The sequence below is a fragment of the Streptomyces toxytricini genome, assembly GCF_014649915.1.
Classification (GTDB): domain Bacteria; phylum Actinomycetota; class Actinomycetes; order Streptomycetales; family Streptomycetaceae; genus Streptomyces; species Streptomyces toxytricini.
The window spans coordinates 99,483-117,188 of record NZ_BMTY01000011.1; the positions used below are offsets into that span (position 1 = coordinate 99,483).

A 17,706-nucleotide genomic window follows, 5' to 3' on the forward strand; every position below is an offset into this window, starting at 1 on the left:
CCCGGCGGGCGGTCCGGCCGCGCCGCAAGACGCGTACGGCGGCGCCCGCGGTTCCCGCCGCAGGTCATCGGGCCGCGGGCGGCTGCGGTACCTCGGGGGCGCGGCGGACGCGGGCGAGGACGAGGACCGTGTCGTCGGTCGGCGCCGCGGGCAGCAGCTCGTCGAGGATCCGGTCGGCCGCCTCCTCCAGGGAGCAGACCGGGCCGGCGAGCAGCGCGCGCAGGGCGTCGATGCCCGTGTCGATGTCCTGGCCGCGCGCCTCGACGAGGCCGTCGGTGTACAGGGCGACGACGGCACCCTCGGGCAGGTGGGCCCTTGTCGAGCGGTACGGGACCCCGCCCACCCCGAGGGGCACGCCGAGCCCTTCGCCGACGGTCCGCACGGTGCCGTCGGGGCTGCGTACGAGGGGCGGCGGGTGTCCGGCGTTGGCGATGCGGGCGCCGCCGGTCCGGGCGTCGTAGACCAGGTAGAGGCAGGTCGCCCAGTCGATGCCGGACTCCTCGGCGCAGGCGTCGAGTTCGGCGAGGAGGTCGGCGGGCTCGGCGGTGTGCCGGGCCAGTGTCTTCGCCGTGATCCGCAGCCGGCCCATGTTGGCGGCGGCGGGCACCCCGTGGCCCATGACGTCGCCGACGACGAGGGCGACCCGGTCGCCGGGAAGGGCCACCGCGTCGTACCAGTCGCCGCCGACCTGGGTGACCCGGCTGCCGGGCAGGTAGCGGTGGGCGATGTCGACGTGCGGCCCGGCGGCCGGAGCGCTGGGCAGCAGGGCGTGCTGGAGGGTGAGCGCGATGTCGTGGATCCTGCCGTACAGGCGGGCGTTGTCCAGGCAGAGGGCGGCCCGCGAGGCGAGTTCCGCGGCGAGGCTGAGGTCCTCGTCGGCGAACGCGGGCCGGGCCGCGGACCGGCCGAACATGGCGATGCCCTGGACGGTGCCGCGGGCGATCAGCGGCGCCACGAGGATGCAGTCGAAGCCGCTGTGAAGGAGCAGGCGGGCGCGCCCGGGGTGGGTGACGGTGCGGGTGACGAACTCGTCGTTCACCGGGACGACGAGGGGGCGGCCGCTGCTGACCATCTGGTGGATGCTGGAGCCGGGCGGGTAGGTCACGCGGTCCGTGCCCTTGACGAGCTCCTCGGCGGGCGCCGGCAGGACGGTCCCGGAGGCGATCCGGCGGGTGATCAGCGGCCGCTCGGGGTCGAAGTCCTCGTCTTCGTCCATCCATTCGACGCGTTCGACGACGCAGCCGTCGCAGAAGTCGGGTACGGCCGCCTCGACGAGTTCGCGGGCGGTGGTGTCCAGGTCGAGGGTGGTGCCCATGCGGGCGGCGGCCCGGTCGAGCAGGGCCAGCCGCTGCCGGGCGGCGGTGGCCTCCAGGATGGCCTGCTCGCGGTCGGTGACGTCGAGGAGGAGCCCGCCGACGCCGCGTCGGCTGTCGCCCGCTCCGCTCAGCGGGAAGAAGCTGACCGAGCGCACCTGGTCGCGGTCGGGCCGGCCGGGGGTACGCAGGCCGAGCAGGGCGCCGACGACGGAGCGGCGGCCGCGGGCCACGTCGCGCAGGGTGCGCTGCAGCTCCCCGCCGTCCGAGGTGATCATGATGTCGGCGGCGTGGCGCCCGAGGTGGTCGGCAAGAGGCATGCCGTCCATGTCGGCGAGGGCCTGGTTCAGGTGGACGTAGCGCAGGTCCTCGTCGAGCATGACGAGGCCGATCGGGCAGGTCTCGAAGAGGGCGTCGAGGAAGAGGAGGTTCGTCTTGACGCGGTCGAGCTCCTCGCCGCGGGCGGCGAGCCCGAGCACGACGGTGCCGCCGTCGGCGCCGGCCATCGGGAAGACGCGGAAGCCGCAGTCGAAGATGCGGCCGTCGCGGTGCCGGGCGGGCATGCGGACCCGCCAGTAGCCGAGGGTGCGGGCGCGCTCCACGAGCCGGGCGGCGCCGTCGGAGGCGTCCGCGGGCGGGTCGGGGAAGAGGACGGCGGCGGGCCGGGCGAGGACGTCGGCGGCGGCGTGGCCGAAGAGCTGCTGGGCCCCGGGCCCCCAGTGGGCGATCCGGGCCGCGTCGTCGAGGGCGAAGACGGCCACGGCGACCTGCTCCAGCAGGGGCCCCGGCTCGGACAGGAGCGGGCCGGGGCCGCTGTCGCCCCCCGGCCGTTCCGGTGGCATCGGGCGGCCCCCTTCCACGCAGGCGGCTTTCGGGGCCCGCGCCCGGCACGGGCCACTTCCTCAATTCTGCGCGCGGTCGCGCCGGAGGACATCACGGGTCGGCTCCGAAGCCTGGCGGGTGCCGCCTTCCGGGTGGTCCGAGGTTGCCTCCCGGCCGGCGTCCCCGCAGGCCGGGAGGGGTTTCCCGGGCCGGCGGCGGACGGGAGACAGGAAACGCGTCGACCTCCGCGGGCCGGGCGGACAGGCTTGAGCCGTCAGCACGGAACGCAACCCCCAGGGGGAACCGATGCGCAAGATGATCCGCGGCGCCGCCGCACTCGCCACTGCCGCCGCGGCCGTCGTCGCACTCGGCGGGGCGGCCCAGGCCAAGCCCGCCGGCGACTGGGCGGGCTGCCCGTCCGGGGCGGTCTGCATCTACCCGCAGGACCAGAACCCGGCGGTCAAGCCGACCCACGTCTTCTACAGCTACGGGGCACACAAGATCTACAACCAGTACGGGAACCACTGGGTGCTGAACAACCAGACCGGCGGCGCCACCGCCGCGCTGTGCACCGGCAGCAGCGGCACGGGCTGCGGCGGCCGCATCGCCGCGCAGACCGGCGTCTACGCCAACCTCACGCCCATCAACTCCGTCGCCCTGTACCGGCCGTAACTCTGGGCCGGTTGTTCGGAAGGCCTCCCGGAGCCGCCCTGCGGCGGGCCCGGGAGGCCTTCCGCATGCGCGTTTTTCCGCCACGCCCGTCACAGCGCGTACACGGCCGTGCGGACCCCGCTGTAGCCTTGGGCTGCCATCTCACGACCTCGGCGCACACTGCCATGGGGGATGCCGTGGGCGACCCGGAGAGCGGGCGGAACACGACACACCGGTACGGTCCTTCCGAAGCCGCCGACACCGCGCAGGGCGCGCCGGCCGCCGAGGCGGGACCGGCCGCGGACGGAGCAGGGGCCGCGGTGCGCTCCTTCCCCGCCCAGTTGCGCCGGCTGCGCGTGGAGCGCGGCCTGTCCCTGGCGGGGCTCGCCCGCCAGACCCATTACAGCAAGGGCTACCTGAGCAAGATCGAGACCGGGGCGAAGCGCGTCACCCCCGACGTGGCGCTGCGCTGCGACCGGGTGCTGGAGGCCGGCGGGGCGCTGGTGCGGCTGGCCCGCGAGGCGGACGCGGCGGACGCCCGGGCGGCCGCCGCGCAGGAAGCGCCGGTGGCGTCCTGGCAGGCGGAGGGGGAGTGCCCCTACCGGGGCCTGGCGGCCTTCACCCCGCATGACGCCGACTGGTTCTTCGGCCGGGAGCGGGCCACGGCGGCGCTGGTGGAGCGGGTCTTCGAGCGCATCGGGAGCGGCCCGCTGCTGCTGGTGGGCCGGTCCGGGGCGGGGAAGTCCTCCCTGCTGAACGCCGGTCTGGTGCCGGCGCTGCGGCGCGGGGGCGGTTTTCCGATGGCGGGAGCCGACTCCTGGCCCGTGATCAGGCTGACCCCGACGGCGCATCCGCTGCAGGAGCTGCTGGACTGCACCGCGAAGGCCCTCGACGGCGATCCGGGCGTGGGCGTACGGGAATTGCGGCAGCGGCCCGAGCGGCTCCTGGAGGCGGTGCACCGGCTCTCCGGCGCGGCCGGCGGTCCCGGAACCGGCCCGGCGGAGGGCGCGGCCCCGCACCGGCGGCCCGGGCTGCGGCCGGTTCTGCTCGTCGACCAGTTCGAGGAACTTTTCACCCTGTGCTCCGACGAGGAGGAGCGGCGGGCATTCGTCCGGGTCCTGTGCGCCGTGTCCGCATCGCGCGGCGCCGACCGGGCCGGCCTGGACCCGGCCGTCGTGGTCCTCGGCATCCGCGCCGACTTCACCGCCGCCTGCCTGGACCTGCCGGAGCTGGCGGGGGCGCTGGCGGACGGGCTGTTCGTCCTGCCGGCGATGACCGTGGCCGAGCTGCGGGAGTCCGTCACGCGGCCGGCCGGGCGGGCCGGCCTCACCCTCGAACCGGGCCTGGTGCCGCTGCTGCTGCGCGACGCCGGGGTGCGGGGGGCTGCGGCCGGGCCGGCGGCCGCCTCGGGCCTCGCGGCTCCGGCCGGTGCGCTGCCGCTCGTCTCGCACGCGCTGATGGCGACCTGGCAGCGGCGCGAGGGCGCCACCCTGACCGTCGCCGGGTACGAGCACAGCGGCGGCATCCAGGGGGCGGTCGCGCAGAGTGCCGAGAGCGTCTTCGCCCGGCTGTACCCGGCCGAGCAGCGGGTGCTGCGCCGGATGCTGCTCGGCCTGGTCCACGTCGGCGACGGGGCCGCGGCGACCCGCCGCCGGATGCGGCGGGCCGTGCTGATGGAGCAGTCCGCCGACCCGGGCGCCGCCGGGCGGGCCCTCGACGCGTTCGTCCGGGCGCGGCTGGTCACCGCGGACAGCGAGACCGTCGAGATCGCGCACGAGGCGCTGCTGCACGCCTGGCCGCGGCTGCGAGGCTGGATCCATGCCGACCGCGACGGGCTGCTGGTGCACCGGCGGCTCGCCCGCGCCGCCGAGGAGTGGGAGCGCGAAGGCCGCGACCCGTCCGTCCTCTACCACGGCACCCGTCTGGACACCGCCCTGACCTGGGCCGACGAACTGGGCGGCCGGGCCCGGCTCACCCCGCTGGAAGCGGAGTTCCTGCGGGCGGGCGCGGTCGCAGAGGAGGCCCGGCGGGAGCACGACCGGCGCCAGGTCAGGCTCCGGCAGCGGATGCTCGCCCTGCTCGTCGTCCTGCTGGTGCTGGCGCTGACCGCGGGCGGGCTGGCGTACCGGCAGCGGGAGGCCGCGCTCGGCCAGGAGCGGCAGGCGCGGTCGCAGGCGCTCGCCGCACAGTCCGCCGCGCTGGCGGCCGGGCGGCCCGAGGAGTCGCTGCGGCTCGCGCGGGAGGCGTACCGGACGGCCGCCACCGCGGAGGCGCGGGGTGCGCTGCTGAGCACGCAGTCCCAGCCGTTCCTCGCCCGGCTCGGCGGCCACAGCGGGCCCGTGAACGCGGTGGCCTTCGCGCCGGGCAGCGGGCTGCTGGCGAGCGCCGGGTCCGACGGGCGGGTGCTGCTGCGCCGGGTGTCCGACCGGAAGACGACGGCCGCGCTGACCATGCCGGGCCGGGTCCGGCACCTCGCCTTCAGCCCCGACGGGAGCCGGCTCGCCGCGACGTCCACCGACGGCCCCGTACGCCTGTGGGACGTCTCGGGCGGCGGCGGGGCGGCCGCGCTCCCGGCGGACACCGCGGACGCGCGCGCCCTGGCGTTCTCCCCCGACGGGCGCACGCTCGCCGTCGCCCTGCCGGACGGCCGGGTGCTGCTGCGGGACCCGGCCGGCGGGACCGGCCCCCCGACCGTCCTGGCCGGGCACACCGGGAAGGTGAACGCCCTGGCGTACGCGCCGGACGGGCGGACCCTCGCCTCGGCCGGCTCGGACCGGACGGTCCGCCTGTGGGACGCGGCCGGCGCACGGACCCTCGCCGTGCTGCAGGGGCACACCGCGGAGGTGCTCGGGGTGGCGTTCGCGCCGGACGGGCGGAGCCTGGCCAGCGGCGGTGCCGACCGCACCGTCCGGCTGTGGGAGGCGGCGCAGCGCCCGGCTACGGCGACGCTGACCGGCCACAACGACGACGTCAACGGCGTCGCGTACACGCCGGACGGCGGGGCGGTGGTCAGCGCGGGCGGCGACGGGACGACCCGGCTGTGGGACGTCCGCAGCGGCCGGCAGACCGCGGCGCTGTCCGGGCACACCGACTACGTCCTCGCGGCGGCCGTCGACGCGCAGGGCGCGGTTCTGGCGACCGCCTCCTTCGACCAGTCGGTGGTGCTGTGGGACCTGCGCGGGCGGACCCTGACGGCCCGTCCGTTCACCGAGTTCTGGCGGGTGGCGTTCAGTCCGGACGGCGCCCTGCTGGCCACGGCGTGCGGCGACCACTCGGTGCAGCTGTGGGACGTACGGGGCCGGCGGCTGCTCCGGCGGCTGGAGGGGCATGCGGAGGCCGTGTACGCGGTGGCGTTCTCCCCCGACGGGCGGACGCTGGCGTCGGCGGCCTCCGACGGGACCGTCCGGCTGTGGGACACCGCCGGCCGGACCGATCCGGTGGTGCTGCGGGGGCACGCGGGCGCCGTGTTCTCGGTGGTGTTCTCCCCGGACGGGCGGACCCTCGCGTCGGCGGGGTCGGACCGCACGGTCCGGCTGTGGGACGTGCCGGGGCGGGCGCCGCTGGCCACGCTGACGGGCCACACGGACTTCGCGAACGACGTCGCGTTCGGCCCCGACGGCCGCACCCTCGCCAGCGGGGGCGACGACCTGACGGTCCGCCTGTGGGACGTCCCGGGCCGCCGGCCGCTGGCCACGCTCACCGGCCACACGGGCGCGGTGCGGGCGGTCGCGTTCAGCCCCGACGGGCGGTCGCTCGCGAGCAGCGGCAACGACGGCACGGTCCGGCTGTGGGACCCGCGGCGGCACGCGGTCGCGGCCGTCCTGGCCGGACACACCGGTTCCGCCCGCGGCATCGCCTTCTCCCCCGACGGCCGCACCCTGGCCAGCAGCGGCAACGACCGCACGGTCCGGCTGTGGGACGTGGCCGGCCGGCGGCTGCGCGCGGCGCTGTCGGGCCACACGAACGCGGTGTGGGGCGTGGCGTTCAGCCCCGACGGGCGCACGGTCGCGAGCAGCGGCAACGACGGCACGGTCCGGCTGTGGGACCCCGAACCGGCCGCCCGGCGCGCGGAGCCGCCCGAACTCCCCTGACGGGAGGGGGTTTCCCGGGGGTTTCCCGTTGCCCGTCCGGGTGGGGCGGCGCGGCGGGGTCGACGCGGCGGGCCGCGCTCGGCCAGTCTCGGGGTGCGGGCGGCGTCACACCCCGAGAGCGACCCGCCCGCCTCTGACACGGACTCACCACGCCCCGCGCCCGACAGAAATCGAGGGATCCGCATGCTTCGCCGGTCCGGCCCCATCGGCACGCTCATCGCACTCCTGGCCGTCCTGCTGTGGGCGCCCGCGCCCGCGGCGGCGGCCGCCGACGACTCCTGCCGCGTCCTCGCGCCGGGCGCCTCCGCCGCGGCGGAGCGGGCCGTCGCCGCCGCCTGCGAACAGGTCGCCGCCGGCGTCTGGTACACGTGGGGCGGGGGCCACGGCCCGGAGCCCGGGGCCACGTACGGCCAGGTGGACCCGAGCGACCCGGCGAGCGAGCACGATCCCGAACGGCTCGGCTTCGACTGCTCCGGCCTCGTCCGCCACGCGTACGCGCGGGCCACCGGCTCGGACGTCCTGAACGGGGTGGCGTCCGCCCAGTACTACACGCACCGCGCGGCCGGGCGCTTCACCGCGGCGCAGGGACTCGCCCCGCTGGTGCCCGGAGACCTGCTGGTCTGGGGGACCTCCCGGGACCTGCACCACATCGCGATCTACCTGGGCGCGGGCAAGATGGCGGAGGCCCGGCAGTCCGGGACGAAGCTGATGGTCAGTGACGTCCGGTTGAACTCCGGCTACTACGGCGCCGTCCGCGTCAACCCCGGTCCCGTCGAAGGGCCCCTCTTCCGGACGTGGGGCACGGGCGTGTGGACGAAGGCGGAGCCGAAGCTGTCCGCCGCCCGCGTGTACGCCTTCCCCGGCCCGACGACGATCCGCGTCGGCTGCCAGAAGCACGCCGAGGAGGTCACCTCGGACGGCTACACCAACGACGTCTGGTCCTACCTGCCGGACTACGACGCCTGGATGACGAACATCTACATCCAGGGGCCCGCATGGCTGGACGGCGTCCCCGCCTGCGGGACCTGACCGGCCGTGCCGTACGGGCCGGCCGCCGGGCGGCCCGTACGATCCCCCTCTCCCCGGCACCGTGCGGCCGCCCGGGCCGCGCCGTGCCGTACCCCCTACTCCGCACCGAAGCGTCGAGGAGCCCCGTGCACCTGTCCTCCCACGCCCGCCGCCTGACCGCCGGCGCCGCCCTGCTGGCCGTCGCCGCCGGCCTTGCCCCCGCCGCGGCCGCCCACGCCGCCCCGCACTCCCCTACCGCCGCCGCACCGCCGCAGCATGCGCCGGCGCACGCCCCCGACGCCGCAGCCCTGGAACGGGCGCTGCGCGCGGCCACCGCGGCCGGGGCGCCCGGCGCGATGGCCCGGTTCACCGGCCCCGGGGGCCGGGTCCTGGCCCGGACGACCGGGGTGCGGGACCGGGACAGCGGTGCGGCGATGGACCTCGGGGCGCGGTTCCGGATCGGCAGCGTCACGAAGACGTTCTCCAGCGTCGTCCTGCTCCAACTGGTCGACGAGGGGCGCCTCCGCCTGGACGACCCGGTGGGCCGCCACCTGCCCGGGCTGCTGCCCGACGACCGGATCACCGTCCGCCACCTGCTGGCCCACCGCAGCGGCCTCGCCGACTACACGGAGGCCATGTTCGCGCGGACCGTGCCCGGCTTCGAAGCCGTGCGGAACAAGGTGTTCGACCCGCGGGAGCTGGTCCGCCTGTCCCTGCGCGAGCCGCGGACGAACGAGCCGGGCGCGGCGTACGCGTACTCGAACACCAATTTCGTGATCGTCGGCATGCTCATCGAGAAGGCCTCCGGCCGCAGCGTGGGCGAGGAGTACCGGCGCCGCATCATCGGGCCGCTGCGGCTGCGCGACACCGCGTACGTGCACCCGGCCACGGCGATCCGCGGCCGGCACGTGCGCGGCTACCTGCACCCCGACGAGCCGGGCACCCCGGTGGACTCCACCGAGCAGACGGCGTCCTGGGCGCAGGCGGCCGGGGCGATGATCTCCGCTCCGGCCGACCTGAACACCTTCGTCTCCGCGCTGCTCGGCGGCCGGCTGCTGCCCGCGCCGCTGCTGGACGCGATGCTCGCCGCGACGCCGACGGACGCGACCGGCACCCGCTCGTACGGGCTGGGGCTGCGCCGCTACGACCTGTCGTGCGGGGTCCCGGTGTACGGGCACACCGGCACCGTGCAGGGCTACTACACGTACGCCTTCGCCACGCGGGATGGGCGGCGGTCGCTGGCGGCCATGGCGAACACCTCGAACCGGGGCCAGGCGAACACGGCCCTGGGCGGCACGCTGGAGGCGGCCTTCTGCGGGGCGAAGGCCGCCTCCCCGCGGTCGGGGCGCGGCTCCTCCGCGGTGGTGGAGGCCGACCTGCCCGAGCACGGCTGACGCCGGGATCCGTGCTCCCGTACGGCCGGCGCTCCCACGGGGGTGGGGCGCCGGTCAGGCGGTGACGCGGATCTTGGACTGGCCGTGGCCGAGCCGCTCCCAGTCGTCCATGAACCTGGCGGTCAGGCCGTGCCGGGCGGCGAGGTCGACGAGGGTCTGGGTGCGGTAGTAGAAGTCCTCCCGCAGGACCTGGTGCTCCTCGCCCTCGGTGCGGTCGAAGGTGAAGTCGAAGAAGCCGCCGGGGGCCAGGACGCGGCCGACGTGGGCGAGGCACTCGTCGATGACCTCGATGGGCGAGTGGGAGAAGACGCTGTGGGCGTGCACGACGTCGAAGTGCGCGGTCGGCAGGAACTCCAGCTTGAGGTCCTGGGTGATGGTCAGGTGCGGCAGCTTCTCCTGGAGTCTCTGCCGGGTGAGGGTCTGCTTGGCGGAGATGAGGATGTCGGGCGAGATGTCGATGCCGTAGTAGTGCCCGGGGTGGAGGTGCTCGATGAAGCGCCAGCCGGCGCGGAGGTTGCCGCAGCCGATGTCGAGCATGCGGTGGTGCGGGGCCAGGCCGTGTCCGAGAAGGTAGTCGAACTGCATCTTGCCGAGGGCGAGCCAGCGGTCGTGGGTCTGGCTGCCGACGGCGGCCTCGGGGTTGCGGGCGGTGTCGGAGGCCATGACGGCCCGGTAGTAGGAGACGTGGTCGCGGTGCTTGGTGCGCAGCCAGCCGTCGCGGGCGGCCCGGCGGACGTAGCCGCCGATGCGCTCCGGGTGGCGCAGGGCGTAGCGGACCTTGTGGACGACGCTGGAGCGGTCGGCGGTGAGGTTCTTCTTGGTGGCCACGAGGTGTTCCTCCAGGTGGGGGATGGGTGGAGGACCCCGGCGTACGGGGCCTCCCCCGCGGGTTTCAGACTAGGCCGCGGCGGCGGTGCAGCAGGACCGCCGTCAGGGCGACGAGGGCCGCGGCGAGTCCGAGGTAGACGGCCGTGTCGATGGCCTGGAAGGTCCAGAAGTCGGAGCTGGGGTACACCTTGTGGACGCGGCCGGTGTAGCCGTGCTCGGCCATGCAGGCGCGCAGTTCCTCGCCGGAGAACGTGCAGTTCTCCAGGGGGTGCTGTACGCCGTCTGGGGTGAGGTAGCGGTAGCCGGCCGACCAGCCGCTGCCGATGAGCCGCTTGGGTGTCATGCCGGGCGTGATGCGGTCGACGGGGGTGACCCAGTCGCGGCGGAAGAGGGTCAGGAAGGCGGTGGTGGCCAGGACCGCGACGGCGGACAGGCCCATCGCGGGCAGGGTGCGGCGTACGAGGAGGCCGATCGCGGTGCCCGCGGCGAGGGCGAACAGGGCGCCGGCGACGGCTGCCGGCCCGGTTCCGCTGAGGATGTACGGGTCGAACCAGTAGACGCCGTCTTTCATGTTGGCGACCGGCTCCCACCACCAGGCGAGGAGGGCGGCGACGGCGGCGGACAGGACGGTGGCGCAGAGCGCGGCGAGGCCGAAGCGGGCCGCGAACCAGCTGCGGGCGCCGGCGCCCTGGGTGAGGGCGAGTTTGACGGTGCCGCGTTCGACCTCCCGGCCGATGAGGGGGGCGCCCCAGAACATGCCGATGGCGGCGGGCAGCAGGACGGCGAGGGTGCCGAGGGCCCGGATGCCGGGCGTGTGGTCGAAGACGGCGACCTCGACGTCGACGGGGCAGGCGCCGTTCCAGCCCTTGCAGGCGGTCAGGTCGTGTCCGCCGACGATGTCGGCGAGCTCGGCGTGCCGGACGGCCACCCAGACGGCGCAGGCGGTGACGAGGAGGAGGCCGGCGAGGGCGGGCAGGCGCTGCTGGCGCCAGGCGAGCCGGAGGGTGCCGTTCATGCGGCGGCTCCCGTCTGCACGGTGTGCGGGGCGGGTGCGCCGGGTGTGGAGCGCAGGTGGGCGAGGAGGAGTTCCTCCAGCGAGGGCTTCGCGGTGATCCAGCGTGCGTCGGCGCCGGCCGGGAGGGCGGAGCCGGGGGCGTTGCGGATGACGGCGGTCAGCTGCCGGCCCGTGGTCGCGGCGTGCACGACGGCGGAGCGGTCGGCTGCCGCGGGCAGCCCGTCGGGGGTGTCCGGGTCGGCCCGGCCGGTGACACGGGTGTAGGCCTCGCGCAGGTCCTGGGTGTCGCCGGCGAGCCGTATGCGGCCGCTCTGGAGGAGCAGGACGTGGTCGCAGACGTTCTCCAGCTCGGGCAGCACGTGCGAGGAGATCACGACGGTGATGCCGCGGTCCGCGGCCTCGGCCATGAGCAGGCCGGTCATCTCGTGCCGCACCAGCGGGTCGAGGTCGGCGAGCGGTTCGTCGAGCAGGAGGAGGTCGGCCTGCTTGCCGAAGGCGAGGGCGAGGGCGACGCGGGTGCGCTTGCCGCCGGAGAGGCTGCCGATGCGCGCCTTCGGCGGGATGTCGCCGTCGCGGACGATGCGCTCGGCCTTTGCGGCGTCCCAGTGGCGGTTGAGCCTGCGGAACAGGTCGAGGGTCTCGGCGACGGTGAAGTCCTGGTGGAGGGGCTTGTCCTGGCTCACGAAAGCCGTGCGTTCGCGTGCCGTGCGGGTGCCGGGGGCGGCGCCGAAGACGCGCATCTCCCCGCGGGTGGGCCGCAGCAGGCCTGTCATCAGGTGGAACAGGGTGCTCTTGCCGGCGCCGTTGGGGCCGACCAGGGCGGCGATGCGGCCGGTTGGGAGTTCGAACCCGCAGTCGGCGAGGGCTTCCTTCCCCCGGAAGGAGTGGTGGATCCCCTGGGCCCGTATCGCCGGCGGGGCGGTCGGGTCGTTCACGTGTTTCCTCTCGTGGCGGTGCGTCCGTGCCTGGTCAGGGCTCGGGCGCGGGGTCCGCCGGGTCGGTCGGTGCCGGGTGGGCGGGAGCCGGGGCCTTGCCGCCGTCCGCCGCCGCGCCGGGCGGGGCCGTGTCGGCGAGTGCCGCCTCGACGAGCGCCAGGATGTCGGCGCGCCCGAGCCCCGCCGCCTGGGCGCGGGCCGTCCAGGCGATGAGGTCGGCGCGCAGCGGCGAGTCGGCGGCGGCCTCGGGGCGGGAGAGCGAGCGGGTGACGAACGTGCCCCGTCCGGGGCGCGGTTCGACGAGTCCCTCGCGTTCCAGTTCGCGGTAGGCCTTCAGCACGGTGTTCGGGTTGATGGCGGTCGCCTCGACGACGGCCCTCGCGGTGGGCAGCCGGTCGCCGGGCTCCAGCACGCCGAGCCGGAGCGCCTGCTTGACCTGGTTGACGAGCTGCAGATACGTGGCCACACCGCTGTGCCGGTCCACCTGAAACTCGATCATTCCCGCTCCTGCACCATTCCACTAATGTGTTAGTGGAATGGTGCAGTGGTTGATCGACTTTCGTCAAATCGCGCGGGGAGGAGCCCCGGGGCGGCGGTCGGCCGCGGCGTCAGGGCCGGCGGCGGGGGGCGGCCGTGAGGGCCCGGATGCGTTCACTGAAGTCCGGGTCGGGCAGCGGGAGTTCGAGGTCGTCGTCGACGTAGTTCACCGCGGCGGGGACGTATTCGAGGACGGCGTCCACCGCGGCCCGGCCGGGACCGGGGCCGGGGCCGCCCGGCCGCAGCGCCCGCAGCACGCGCAGCGCGGTCGGCAGTGCGGCGGCCTCGGCCGCGGGGGCGGTCTGGCCGTGCCACCAGGACGCCTGCCGGTTCTCGCCCAGGGCGAGGTGGTGGAGGTAGAGGCAGTAGGAGGCGATCGCGTCGCCGGCTCCTGCGGCGTACTGCCACCAGAAGCGCGCCGAGTCCTCGGTGTCGGCGAGCAGCAGGATGCAGCCGAGGACGCGGGCGCCGCCGGGCTGCGGAAGGGACTGGGTGAGGAAGTCGCCGCCGAGGGCGGTGACGGCGGCCCCGCTCACGGCCGCCTCGCACAGCGCCCGCAGGTCGTGCGCGGCCGCCCGCATCGCCGCCTGCCGCTCGGCGGCCCCGGCGGGAGCGGGCGGGCTTCCGGCGGGCCGGTGCGCGCCGCCCCCGGAGTCGTCCGCGGAGGCGGTGCGGGGGGCCGGGGCGGTGTCCGCGATGTCGGCGGGCGGGGGCGGGGCGTCGCGGAGGAGGGCGCGGGAGAGCAGTTCGTCAACGGTCGAGGCCACGGGGGTGTCCCTCCTCGGCGGTGCTCGCGGGGTGCAGGATGGTGTGCAGGTTGCGCTTGGCGTGCCGCTCGGTGGAGCGGACCGAGGCGAGGGAGACGCCCAGTTCGGCGGCGGCCTCGCCGTCCTCCATGCCGCACAGGTGGCGCAGGACGACGACGTCCCGCTGCATCGGGGCGAGTTCGGCGACGGCCCGGAAGAGGGCCATGCTCTCGCCGATCTGGCCGACCGGGTCCGGGGCGGTCGCGAGGGCGACCGTGTCGAACGCGGCGTGGGCGAGCGAGGGGCGGCCGTACTCCTTGGGGGCGCGCTCCAGGACGGTCTGGCGCAGGATCGGCCAGGCGAACCGCTCGGGGTTCTCGCTGGCGAGCGCGTCGTGCCAGAGCAGCAGCAGGAGCGTGAACACGTCGCCGACGGCCCGGTCGACGAGGGCCGGCCGCCGCAGGAACACGGCCGCGTACCGGCGGTAGCGCGGCCGGTGCATCTCCTGGAACGCCAGGTAGTCCAGCGGGACCTGGCGGGCCGGTGCGGGCTGGCCGCCGCGGTCCTCGTTCAGGCAGTCCTTGATCCAGGACGTCTTCTTGCCGGCGTGCCGCGCGGCCATGACCCAGCGCAGCCGCATCGTCTCGTACGGGACGCGGGGCCGCAGGGCCATCAGCACGGCCCGGGCGAACGTCCAGCGCGGGTAGCGGCCGACGGCCCGCAGGAGTTCGGAGATGTGGCCCTTGGGCCGGCCGGTGCGGAGCCGGAGCTCGTCCAGGGTGAGGCCGCTGTCGTGGAAGGCGTCGCGCAACGGCTCCAGCCAGGCGCGGTGCGCCGCGCCGGCGCCGTCCGCTATGGGGCCGAGGGGCCTGCCCGGCTTGCCGCGGCGGTCCTGGGGGACGTCCTCGGACGCCGAGGGGATCGTCATGCCCGCACCTCCCCCTGCGGACCCCGGTCTGCGGGCCGGTCGGCGGGCGGCTCGGCACCACGGTCGGGGCCGTCGGGGTCGGGGCCGTCGGGGTCGGGGCCCCGGCGGTCGGCGAACCGCCGGTCGGCGGGTCCGCGGTCGACGGGTCCGCGGTCGACGGGTCCGCTGCCCGCCTGCACGATCTGCTGCACGCCCAGGGCGATCGAGGGGATCAGGGCGGCGACGGCCGCCACGGGCTGCCCGGCCGCGACCATCACCGCGCAGAAGGCGGAGATGGCTAACAGGGCCACCACCGTGACGATCATCCGGTTGTTCTTCATGCGCCGTCCTCCGGCTGCCACGTCTTGTCGATGTCCGTTCGGGATCCGGCTCCCGGCACCGGCGGCGCCCCCTCCAAGAGCCGGAAGCAAGCATGGAGTGAACACGGACGGACAGGGGCGGAAAAAAGCAGAACGGGTCGGAACGGGGAACAATCAGAAGCCGGTCGGCAGTTGGTCAACAGTCAGTCGGCGGCGAGCGGCAGGGTCGCCCGCAGCCGGGCCCCCCGCGGCGCGTCGAGCGCGTCGAGGGTGCCGCCCAGCCGGGTGGCGATGTCCCGCGCTATGGCCAGGCCCAGGCCGGTCCCGCCCTCGTCTCGGCTGCGGGCGTCGTCGAGGCGGGTGAACCGCTCGAAGACGCGCTCCCGGTCGGCGTCGGGGATGCCCGGACCGTCGTCGCGCACCTCCACGACGGCCGTCCCGCGGTCCCGGTCGACGCGCAGGGACAGCACCACCTGCTGCTCGGCGTGCCGCTGCGCGTTGTCCAGCAGGTTGGCGACGAGCCGCGACAGCCACAGCGTGCTCCCGCGGACGGTGGCCTCCCCCGCCAGGTCCGGCTCGACGGGGACCGGACCGCCGCGGCGCGCCCGGACCTCCTCCCGGAGCAGCCCGGCCAGGTCCACCGGTGTGTCCGGCGGCGGCTCCGAGGTGTCGAGGCGGGCCAGCAGCAGCAGGTCGGACGCCAGGTCCTGGAGCCGGACGGTGTCCTCCAGCGCGCCGCTGACGAGTTCGCCCCACAGCGCCGGGTCGGGGTGGGCGCGGGCCACCTCCAGCTGGGTGCGCAGCACCGTGATGGGGCTGCGCAGTTCGTGCGAGGCGTCGGCGATGAAGCGGCGCTGCCGTGTCCCCGCGGCCTCCAACCGGTCCAGGGTGGCGTTCACCGTGACGGCGAGGCGGGCGACCTCGTCCTGGCTGCGCGGCACGGGCACGCGGCGGTGCAGGTCGCGCTCGCTGATCTCGGCGACCTCGGCGCGGATCGCCTCGACGGGGCGCAGCGCCCATCCGGTGACCCGCCAGGTGACCAGGGCGACGGTGAGGACGAGGAGCGGGACGACCACGGCCAGGACGGCTTTGAGCGTCTCGTCGGCCGTGTCGGCCTGACGCAGCGAGGTGCCCGCGTACACGGTGACGAGGCCGCCGCCGGTGACCGTCGTGACCTGGACGACGCGGTGGCGCTGTCCGCCGCGCACCGGGCCTCGCTTCCACGTGTCGCGTACGGTTCCGGGCTTGCCGGGGCGGGTCGGGGTGAGGGCCGGGCTGCCGGACAGGTTGGGCGTCGCCGCCAGGACACGGCCGCGGGCGTCGACGACCTGGAGGAAGTCGATCCCCCGGCCCGGTGCGAGCACGGGCTCCAGCCCGCCGCCGGCCGCGGTGGCGGCGGTGGCGAGGGCCTGCCGCTCGGCATCGGCCTGCGCGCCGCGGACCAGGTTGCCGTCGAGGATGCCGAGCAGGGCGAACGAGGCCGCACCGAGGGCCGCCGCCACCACGACGGTCGCCCCGAGCGTGGCCCGGGCCCGCACGGAACGCGGCCGCAGCCGCCGCAGGAGGGCGCGCAGGCGGGCGGGCGCGGGCTCGGCGGCGGCCGTCTCCGGGTCACCCACCGTCGGCCGCCAGGCGGTAGCCGGCACCGCGCACGGTCTCGACCGCGGCCCGGCCGAAGGGGGCGTCGATCTTCCGGCGCAGCGCGCTGACGTGCACCTCGACGACGTTCAGGTCGCCGTCGTAGGCGGCGTCCCAGACGTTCTCCAGGATGTCCCGCTTGGCGACGACCTCGCCGGCCCGCCGGGCCAGGTACTCCAGCACCGCGAACTCGCGGGACGTCAGCCGCGCCTCCGTCCCGCCACGCGTGCACCGCTGCCCGGCCGGGTCTATCACCAGGTCGCCGAACTCCATCACCTGCGGGCTCCGGCGTCCGGTCCGCCGCACCAGGGCGCGCAGCCGGGCGACGAGGACCACGTACGAGAACGGCTTGGAGAGGAAGTCGTCGGCGCCGGTGTCGAGCGCTTCCGCTTCGTCGTACTCGCCGTCCTTCGCGGTCAGCATGAGGATGCCGGACTCGCAGCCGCCGGCGCGCAGCCGGGCGCAGACCCGGTAGCCGTTGAGGCCGGGCAGCATGATGTCGAGCACGATGGCGTCGTAGTCGCGCTCGGAGGCCAGCCACAGGCCTTCCGACCCGTCGTGGGCCACGTCCACCGAGAACCCCTCCGCCTGCAGGCCCCGCTGCAGGGCCGCGGCCAGCCGCCGCTCGTCCTCGACCACCAGTACGCGCATGGGGACAGGTTCTCAGGTCCGCCGGCCGGAAGGCTGAAGGGGTCTTCAGACTTCTTCAGCGGGGCTTCAGGATCCGCGGTGCAGTATTCCCCCGAAGCCGGACGCGTACGACACGAGGAGCAGCCCCATGAGCCAGACCACCGGCCCCCAGCCCGCCGAGCAGCCCGAGCAGCCCGAACCGCCGAAGGCGGCCGGCCGCGGGCGCGTGGCCCGGCTGGTGCGCGAGGGGCGGACGCGGTGGATCGCGCTCGGGCTGGTCGCCGCGGCCGGCACAGGCGGCGCGGTGGCACTCGCCGCAACCGTGCACGACCACAGGGAGCACGCGCGGGCCGGCTTCAGCGCGATGGTCCGCGAACACCACCGCTTCGGCGACTGGCAGCCGAAGGGCGCGCCGCACGCGGAACCCAAGCGCCACCGCGCGGGCGAGGCCTCGCCGTTCGGCGACCCGGGCCGCGGCCGCGCGGCCGGTCCGGGCCACAGGACCGGACCCGCGGCGAAGGCGCCCCTTCCGCTGCCGGCGCTGCCGGCGGCGGAGGCCTTGGACAAGGCCACGGCCGCGGTCAAGGACGCGAAGGCGGAGGCAGTGAGGGTCGTACCCCAGAAAGGCGGCGGCAGCGCCTGGCTCGTCGTCCTACGGGACACGGCCGGCATCCGGCACGCCGTGACGGTGGCGGGGGACGGCACGATAACGGGCAACGAGACGCGGGGGTGAGGGACTGGACCCGCTGTCGAAGGGCGACGGCGGGCCGGCGGGGAAAGACGGGAGCCGACGCTCGGAGGCGTGCTGGGGGCTTCCCGGCAGCCCATCGTCCTTCCGGCGCGGGCCGGCCGGTCAAGGGCGCTCCCTGCG

The 17,706-nt window shown here is 75.8% G+C and carries 15 protein-coding genes; 5 read left to right on the top strand and 10 right to left on the bottom strand.

All coding sequences use genetic code 11. The features are described 5' to 3' along the window. Positions 1–64: 64 nt before the first annotated feature. Positions 65–2,155 carry a SpoIIE family protein phosphatase gene (locus IE170_RS15845; protein ID WP_189810023.1) on the bottom strand — a complete coding sequence of 697 codons (2,091 nt, stop codon included), beginning with the start codon at positions 2,153–2,155 and terminating at the stop codon, positions 65–67. Positions 2,156–2,441: 286 nt separating this feature from the next. On the opposite strand from IE170_RS15845, the gene IE170_RS15850 reads away from it, so the two are divergent. The 4 genes from IE170_RS15850 to IE170_RS15865 all read left to right on the top strand — a co-directional run bounded on the left by IE170_RS15850 (position 2,442) and on the right by IE170_RS15865 (position 9,279). Continuing rightward, positions 2,442–2,807 carry a hypothetical protein gene (locus IE170_RS15850; RefSeq protein WP_189810024.1) on the top strand — a complete coding sequence of 122 codons (366 nt, stop codon included), beginning with the start codon at positions 2,442–2,444 and terminating at the stop codon, positions 2,805–2,807. A gap of 164 nt (positions 2,808–2,971) precedes the next feature. Then, positions 2,972–6,877 carry an nSTAND1 domain-containing NTPase gene (locus tag IE170_RS15855; RefSeq protein ID WP_189810025.1) on the top strand — a complete coding sequence of 1,302 codons (3,906 nt, stop codon included), beginning with the start codon at positions 2,972–2,974 and terminating at the stop codon, positions 6,875–6,877. Positions 6,878–7,060: 183 nt separating this feature from the next. Continuing rightward, complete coding sequence (locus IE170_RS15860; protein ID WP_189810026.1) at positions 7,061–7,906, top strand: NlpC/P60 family protein; 846 nt, start codon at positions 7,061–7,063, stop codon at positions 7,904–7,906. A 125-nt stretch (positions 7,907–8,031) separates the two neighbouring features. After that, positions 8,032–9,279: a serine hydrolase domain-containing protein gene (locus IE170_RS15865; protein ID WP_229884831.1), complete on the top strand. Its 1,248-nt coding sequence runs from the start codon at positions 8,032–8,034 to the stop codon at positions 9,277–9,279. 54 nt (positions 9,280–9,333) lie between these two features. Here the strand turns inward: IE170_RS15865 and IE170_RS15870 are convergent, their stop codons facing one another. The 9 genes from IE170_RS15870 to IE170_RS15910 all read right to left on the bottom strand — a co-directional run bounded on the left by IE170_RS15870 (position 9,334) and on the right by IE170_RS15910 (position 16,856). Beyond that, positions 9,334–10,107 carry a class I SAM-dependent methyltransferase gene (locus IE170_RS15870; protein WP_189810028.1) on the bottom strand — a complete coding sequence of 258 codons (774 nt, stop codon included), beginning with the start codon at positions 10,105–10,107 and terminating at the stop codon, positions 9,334–9,336. 64 nt (positions 10,108–10,171) lie between these two features. Further along, positions 10,172–11,122: an ABC-2 membrane transporter-related protein gene (locus IE170_RS15875; RefSeq protein ID WP_189810029.1), complete on the bottom strand. Its 951-nt coding sequence runs from the start codon at positions 11,120–11,122 to the stop codon at positions 10,172–10,174. Then, a complete protein-coding gene (locus IE170_RS15880) occupies positions 11,119–12,057 on the bottom strand; it encodes an ABC transporter ATP-binding protein (protein WP_189810030.1) in 939 nt (312 codons plus the stop codon). Before IE170_RS15880 ends, IE170_RS15875 begins: the two co-directional genes overlap by 4 nt. A 34-nt stretch (positions 12,058–12,091) precedes the next feature. Then, a complete protein-coding gene (locus IE170_RS15885) occupies positions 12,092–12,556 on the bottom strand; it encodes a GntR family transcriptional regulator (RefSeq protein ID WP_189810031.1) in 465 nt (154 codons plus the stop codon). Positions 12,557–12,665: 109 nt separating this feature from the next. Next, entirely contained in the window at positions 12,666–13,361 is a 696-nt protein-coding gene (locus IE170_RS15890) for a hypothetical protein (protein WP_189810032.1), read from the bottom strand. After that, positions 13,345–14,268: a sigma-70 family RNA polymerase sigma factor gene (locus tag IE170_RS15895; RefSeq protein WP_189810033.1), complete on the bottom strand. Its 924-nt coding sequence runs from the start codon at positions 14,266–14,268 to the stop codon at positions 13,345–13,347. Before IE170_RS15895 ends, IE170_RS15890 begins: the two co-directional genes overlap by 17 nt. Then, positions 14,265–14,588 carry a hypothetical protein gene (locus tag IE170_RS15900; protein WP_189810034.1) on the bottom strand — a complete coding sequence of 108 codons (324 nt, stop codon included), beginning with the start codon at positions 14,586–14,588 and terminating at the stop codon, positions 14,265–14,267. Before IE170_RS15900 ends, IE170_RS15895 begins: the two co-directional genes overlap by 4 nt. A 182-nt stretch (positions 14,589–14,770) precedes the next feature. Beyond that, positions 14,771–16,120, bottom strand: a complete 1,350-nt coding sequence (locus tag IE170_RS15905; RefSeq protein WP_373299000.1) for a sensor histidine kinase — start codon at positions 16,118–16,120, stop codon at positions 14,771–14,773. A 58-nt stretch (positions 16,121–16,178) separates the two neighbouring features. Further along, positions 16,179–16,856, bottom strand: a complete 678-nt coding sequence (locus IE170_RS15910) for a response regulator transcription factor (RefSeq protein ID WP_189810035.1) — start codon at positions 16,854–16,856, stop codon at positions 16,179–16,181. A 127-nt stretch (positions 16,857–16,983) separates the two neighbouring features. Here IE170_RS15910 and IE170_RS15915 point away from each other — a divergent pair, with 127 nt between their 5' ends. Next, a complete protein-coding gene (locus tag IE170_RS15915) occupies positions 16,984–17,568 on the top strand; it encodes a hypothetical protein (protein ID WP_189810036.1) in 585 nt (194 codons plus the stop codon). The last annotated feature ends 138 nt before the right edge of the window (positions 17,569–17,706 follow it).

What these genes read in the sequence shown, in the direction of transcription:
- IE170_RS15895 (WP_189810033.1), bottom strand. Translation starts at nt 14,268, where the DNA reads ATGACGATCCCCTCGGCGTCCGAGGACGTCCCCCAGGACCGCCGCGGC.
- IE170_RS15885 (WP_189810031.1), bottom strand. Translation starts at nt 12,556, where the DNA reads ATGATCGAGTTTCAGGTGGACCGGCACAGCGGTGTGGCCACGTATCTG.
- IE170_RS15900 (WP_189810034.1), bottom strand. Translation starts at nt 14,588, where the DNA reads ATGAAGAACAACCGGATGATCGTCACGGTGGTGGCCCTGTTAGCCATC.
- IE170_RS15855 (WP_189810025.1), top strand. Translation starts at nt 2,972, where the DNA reads ATGGGGGATGCCGTGGGCGACCCGGAGAGCGGGCGGAACACGACACAC.
- IE170_RS15860 (WP_189810026.1), top strand. Translation starts at nt 7,061, where the DNA reads ATGCTTCGCCGGTCCGGCCCCATCGGCACGCTCATCGCACTCCTGGCC.
- IE170_RS15915 (WP_189810036.1), top strand. Translation starts at nt 16,984, where the DNA reads ATGAGCCAGACCACCGGCCCCCAGCCCGCCGAGCAGCCCGAGCAGCCC.
- IE170_RS15850 (WP_189810024.1), top strand. Translation starts at nt 2,442, where the DNA reads ATGCGCAAGATGATCCGCGGCGCCGCCGCACTCGCCACTGCCGCCGCG.
- IE170_RS15910 (WP_189810035.1), bottom strand. Translation starts at nt 16,856, where the DNA reads ATGCGCGTACTGGTGGTCGAGGACGAGCGGCGGCTGGCCGCGGCCCTG.
- IE170_RS15845 (WP_189810023.1), bottom strand. Translation starts at nt 2,155, where the DNA reads ATGCCACCGGAACGGCCGGGGGGCGACAGCGGCCCCGGCCCGCTCCTG.
- IE170_RS15875 (WP_189810029.1), bottom strand. Translation starts at nt 11,122, where the DNA reads ATGAACGGCACCCTCCGGCTCGCCTGGCGCCAGCAGCGCCTGCCCGCC.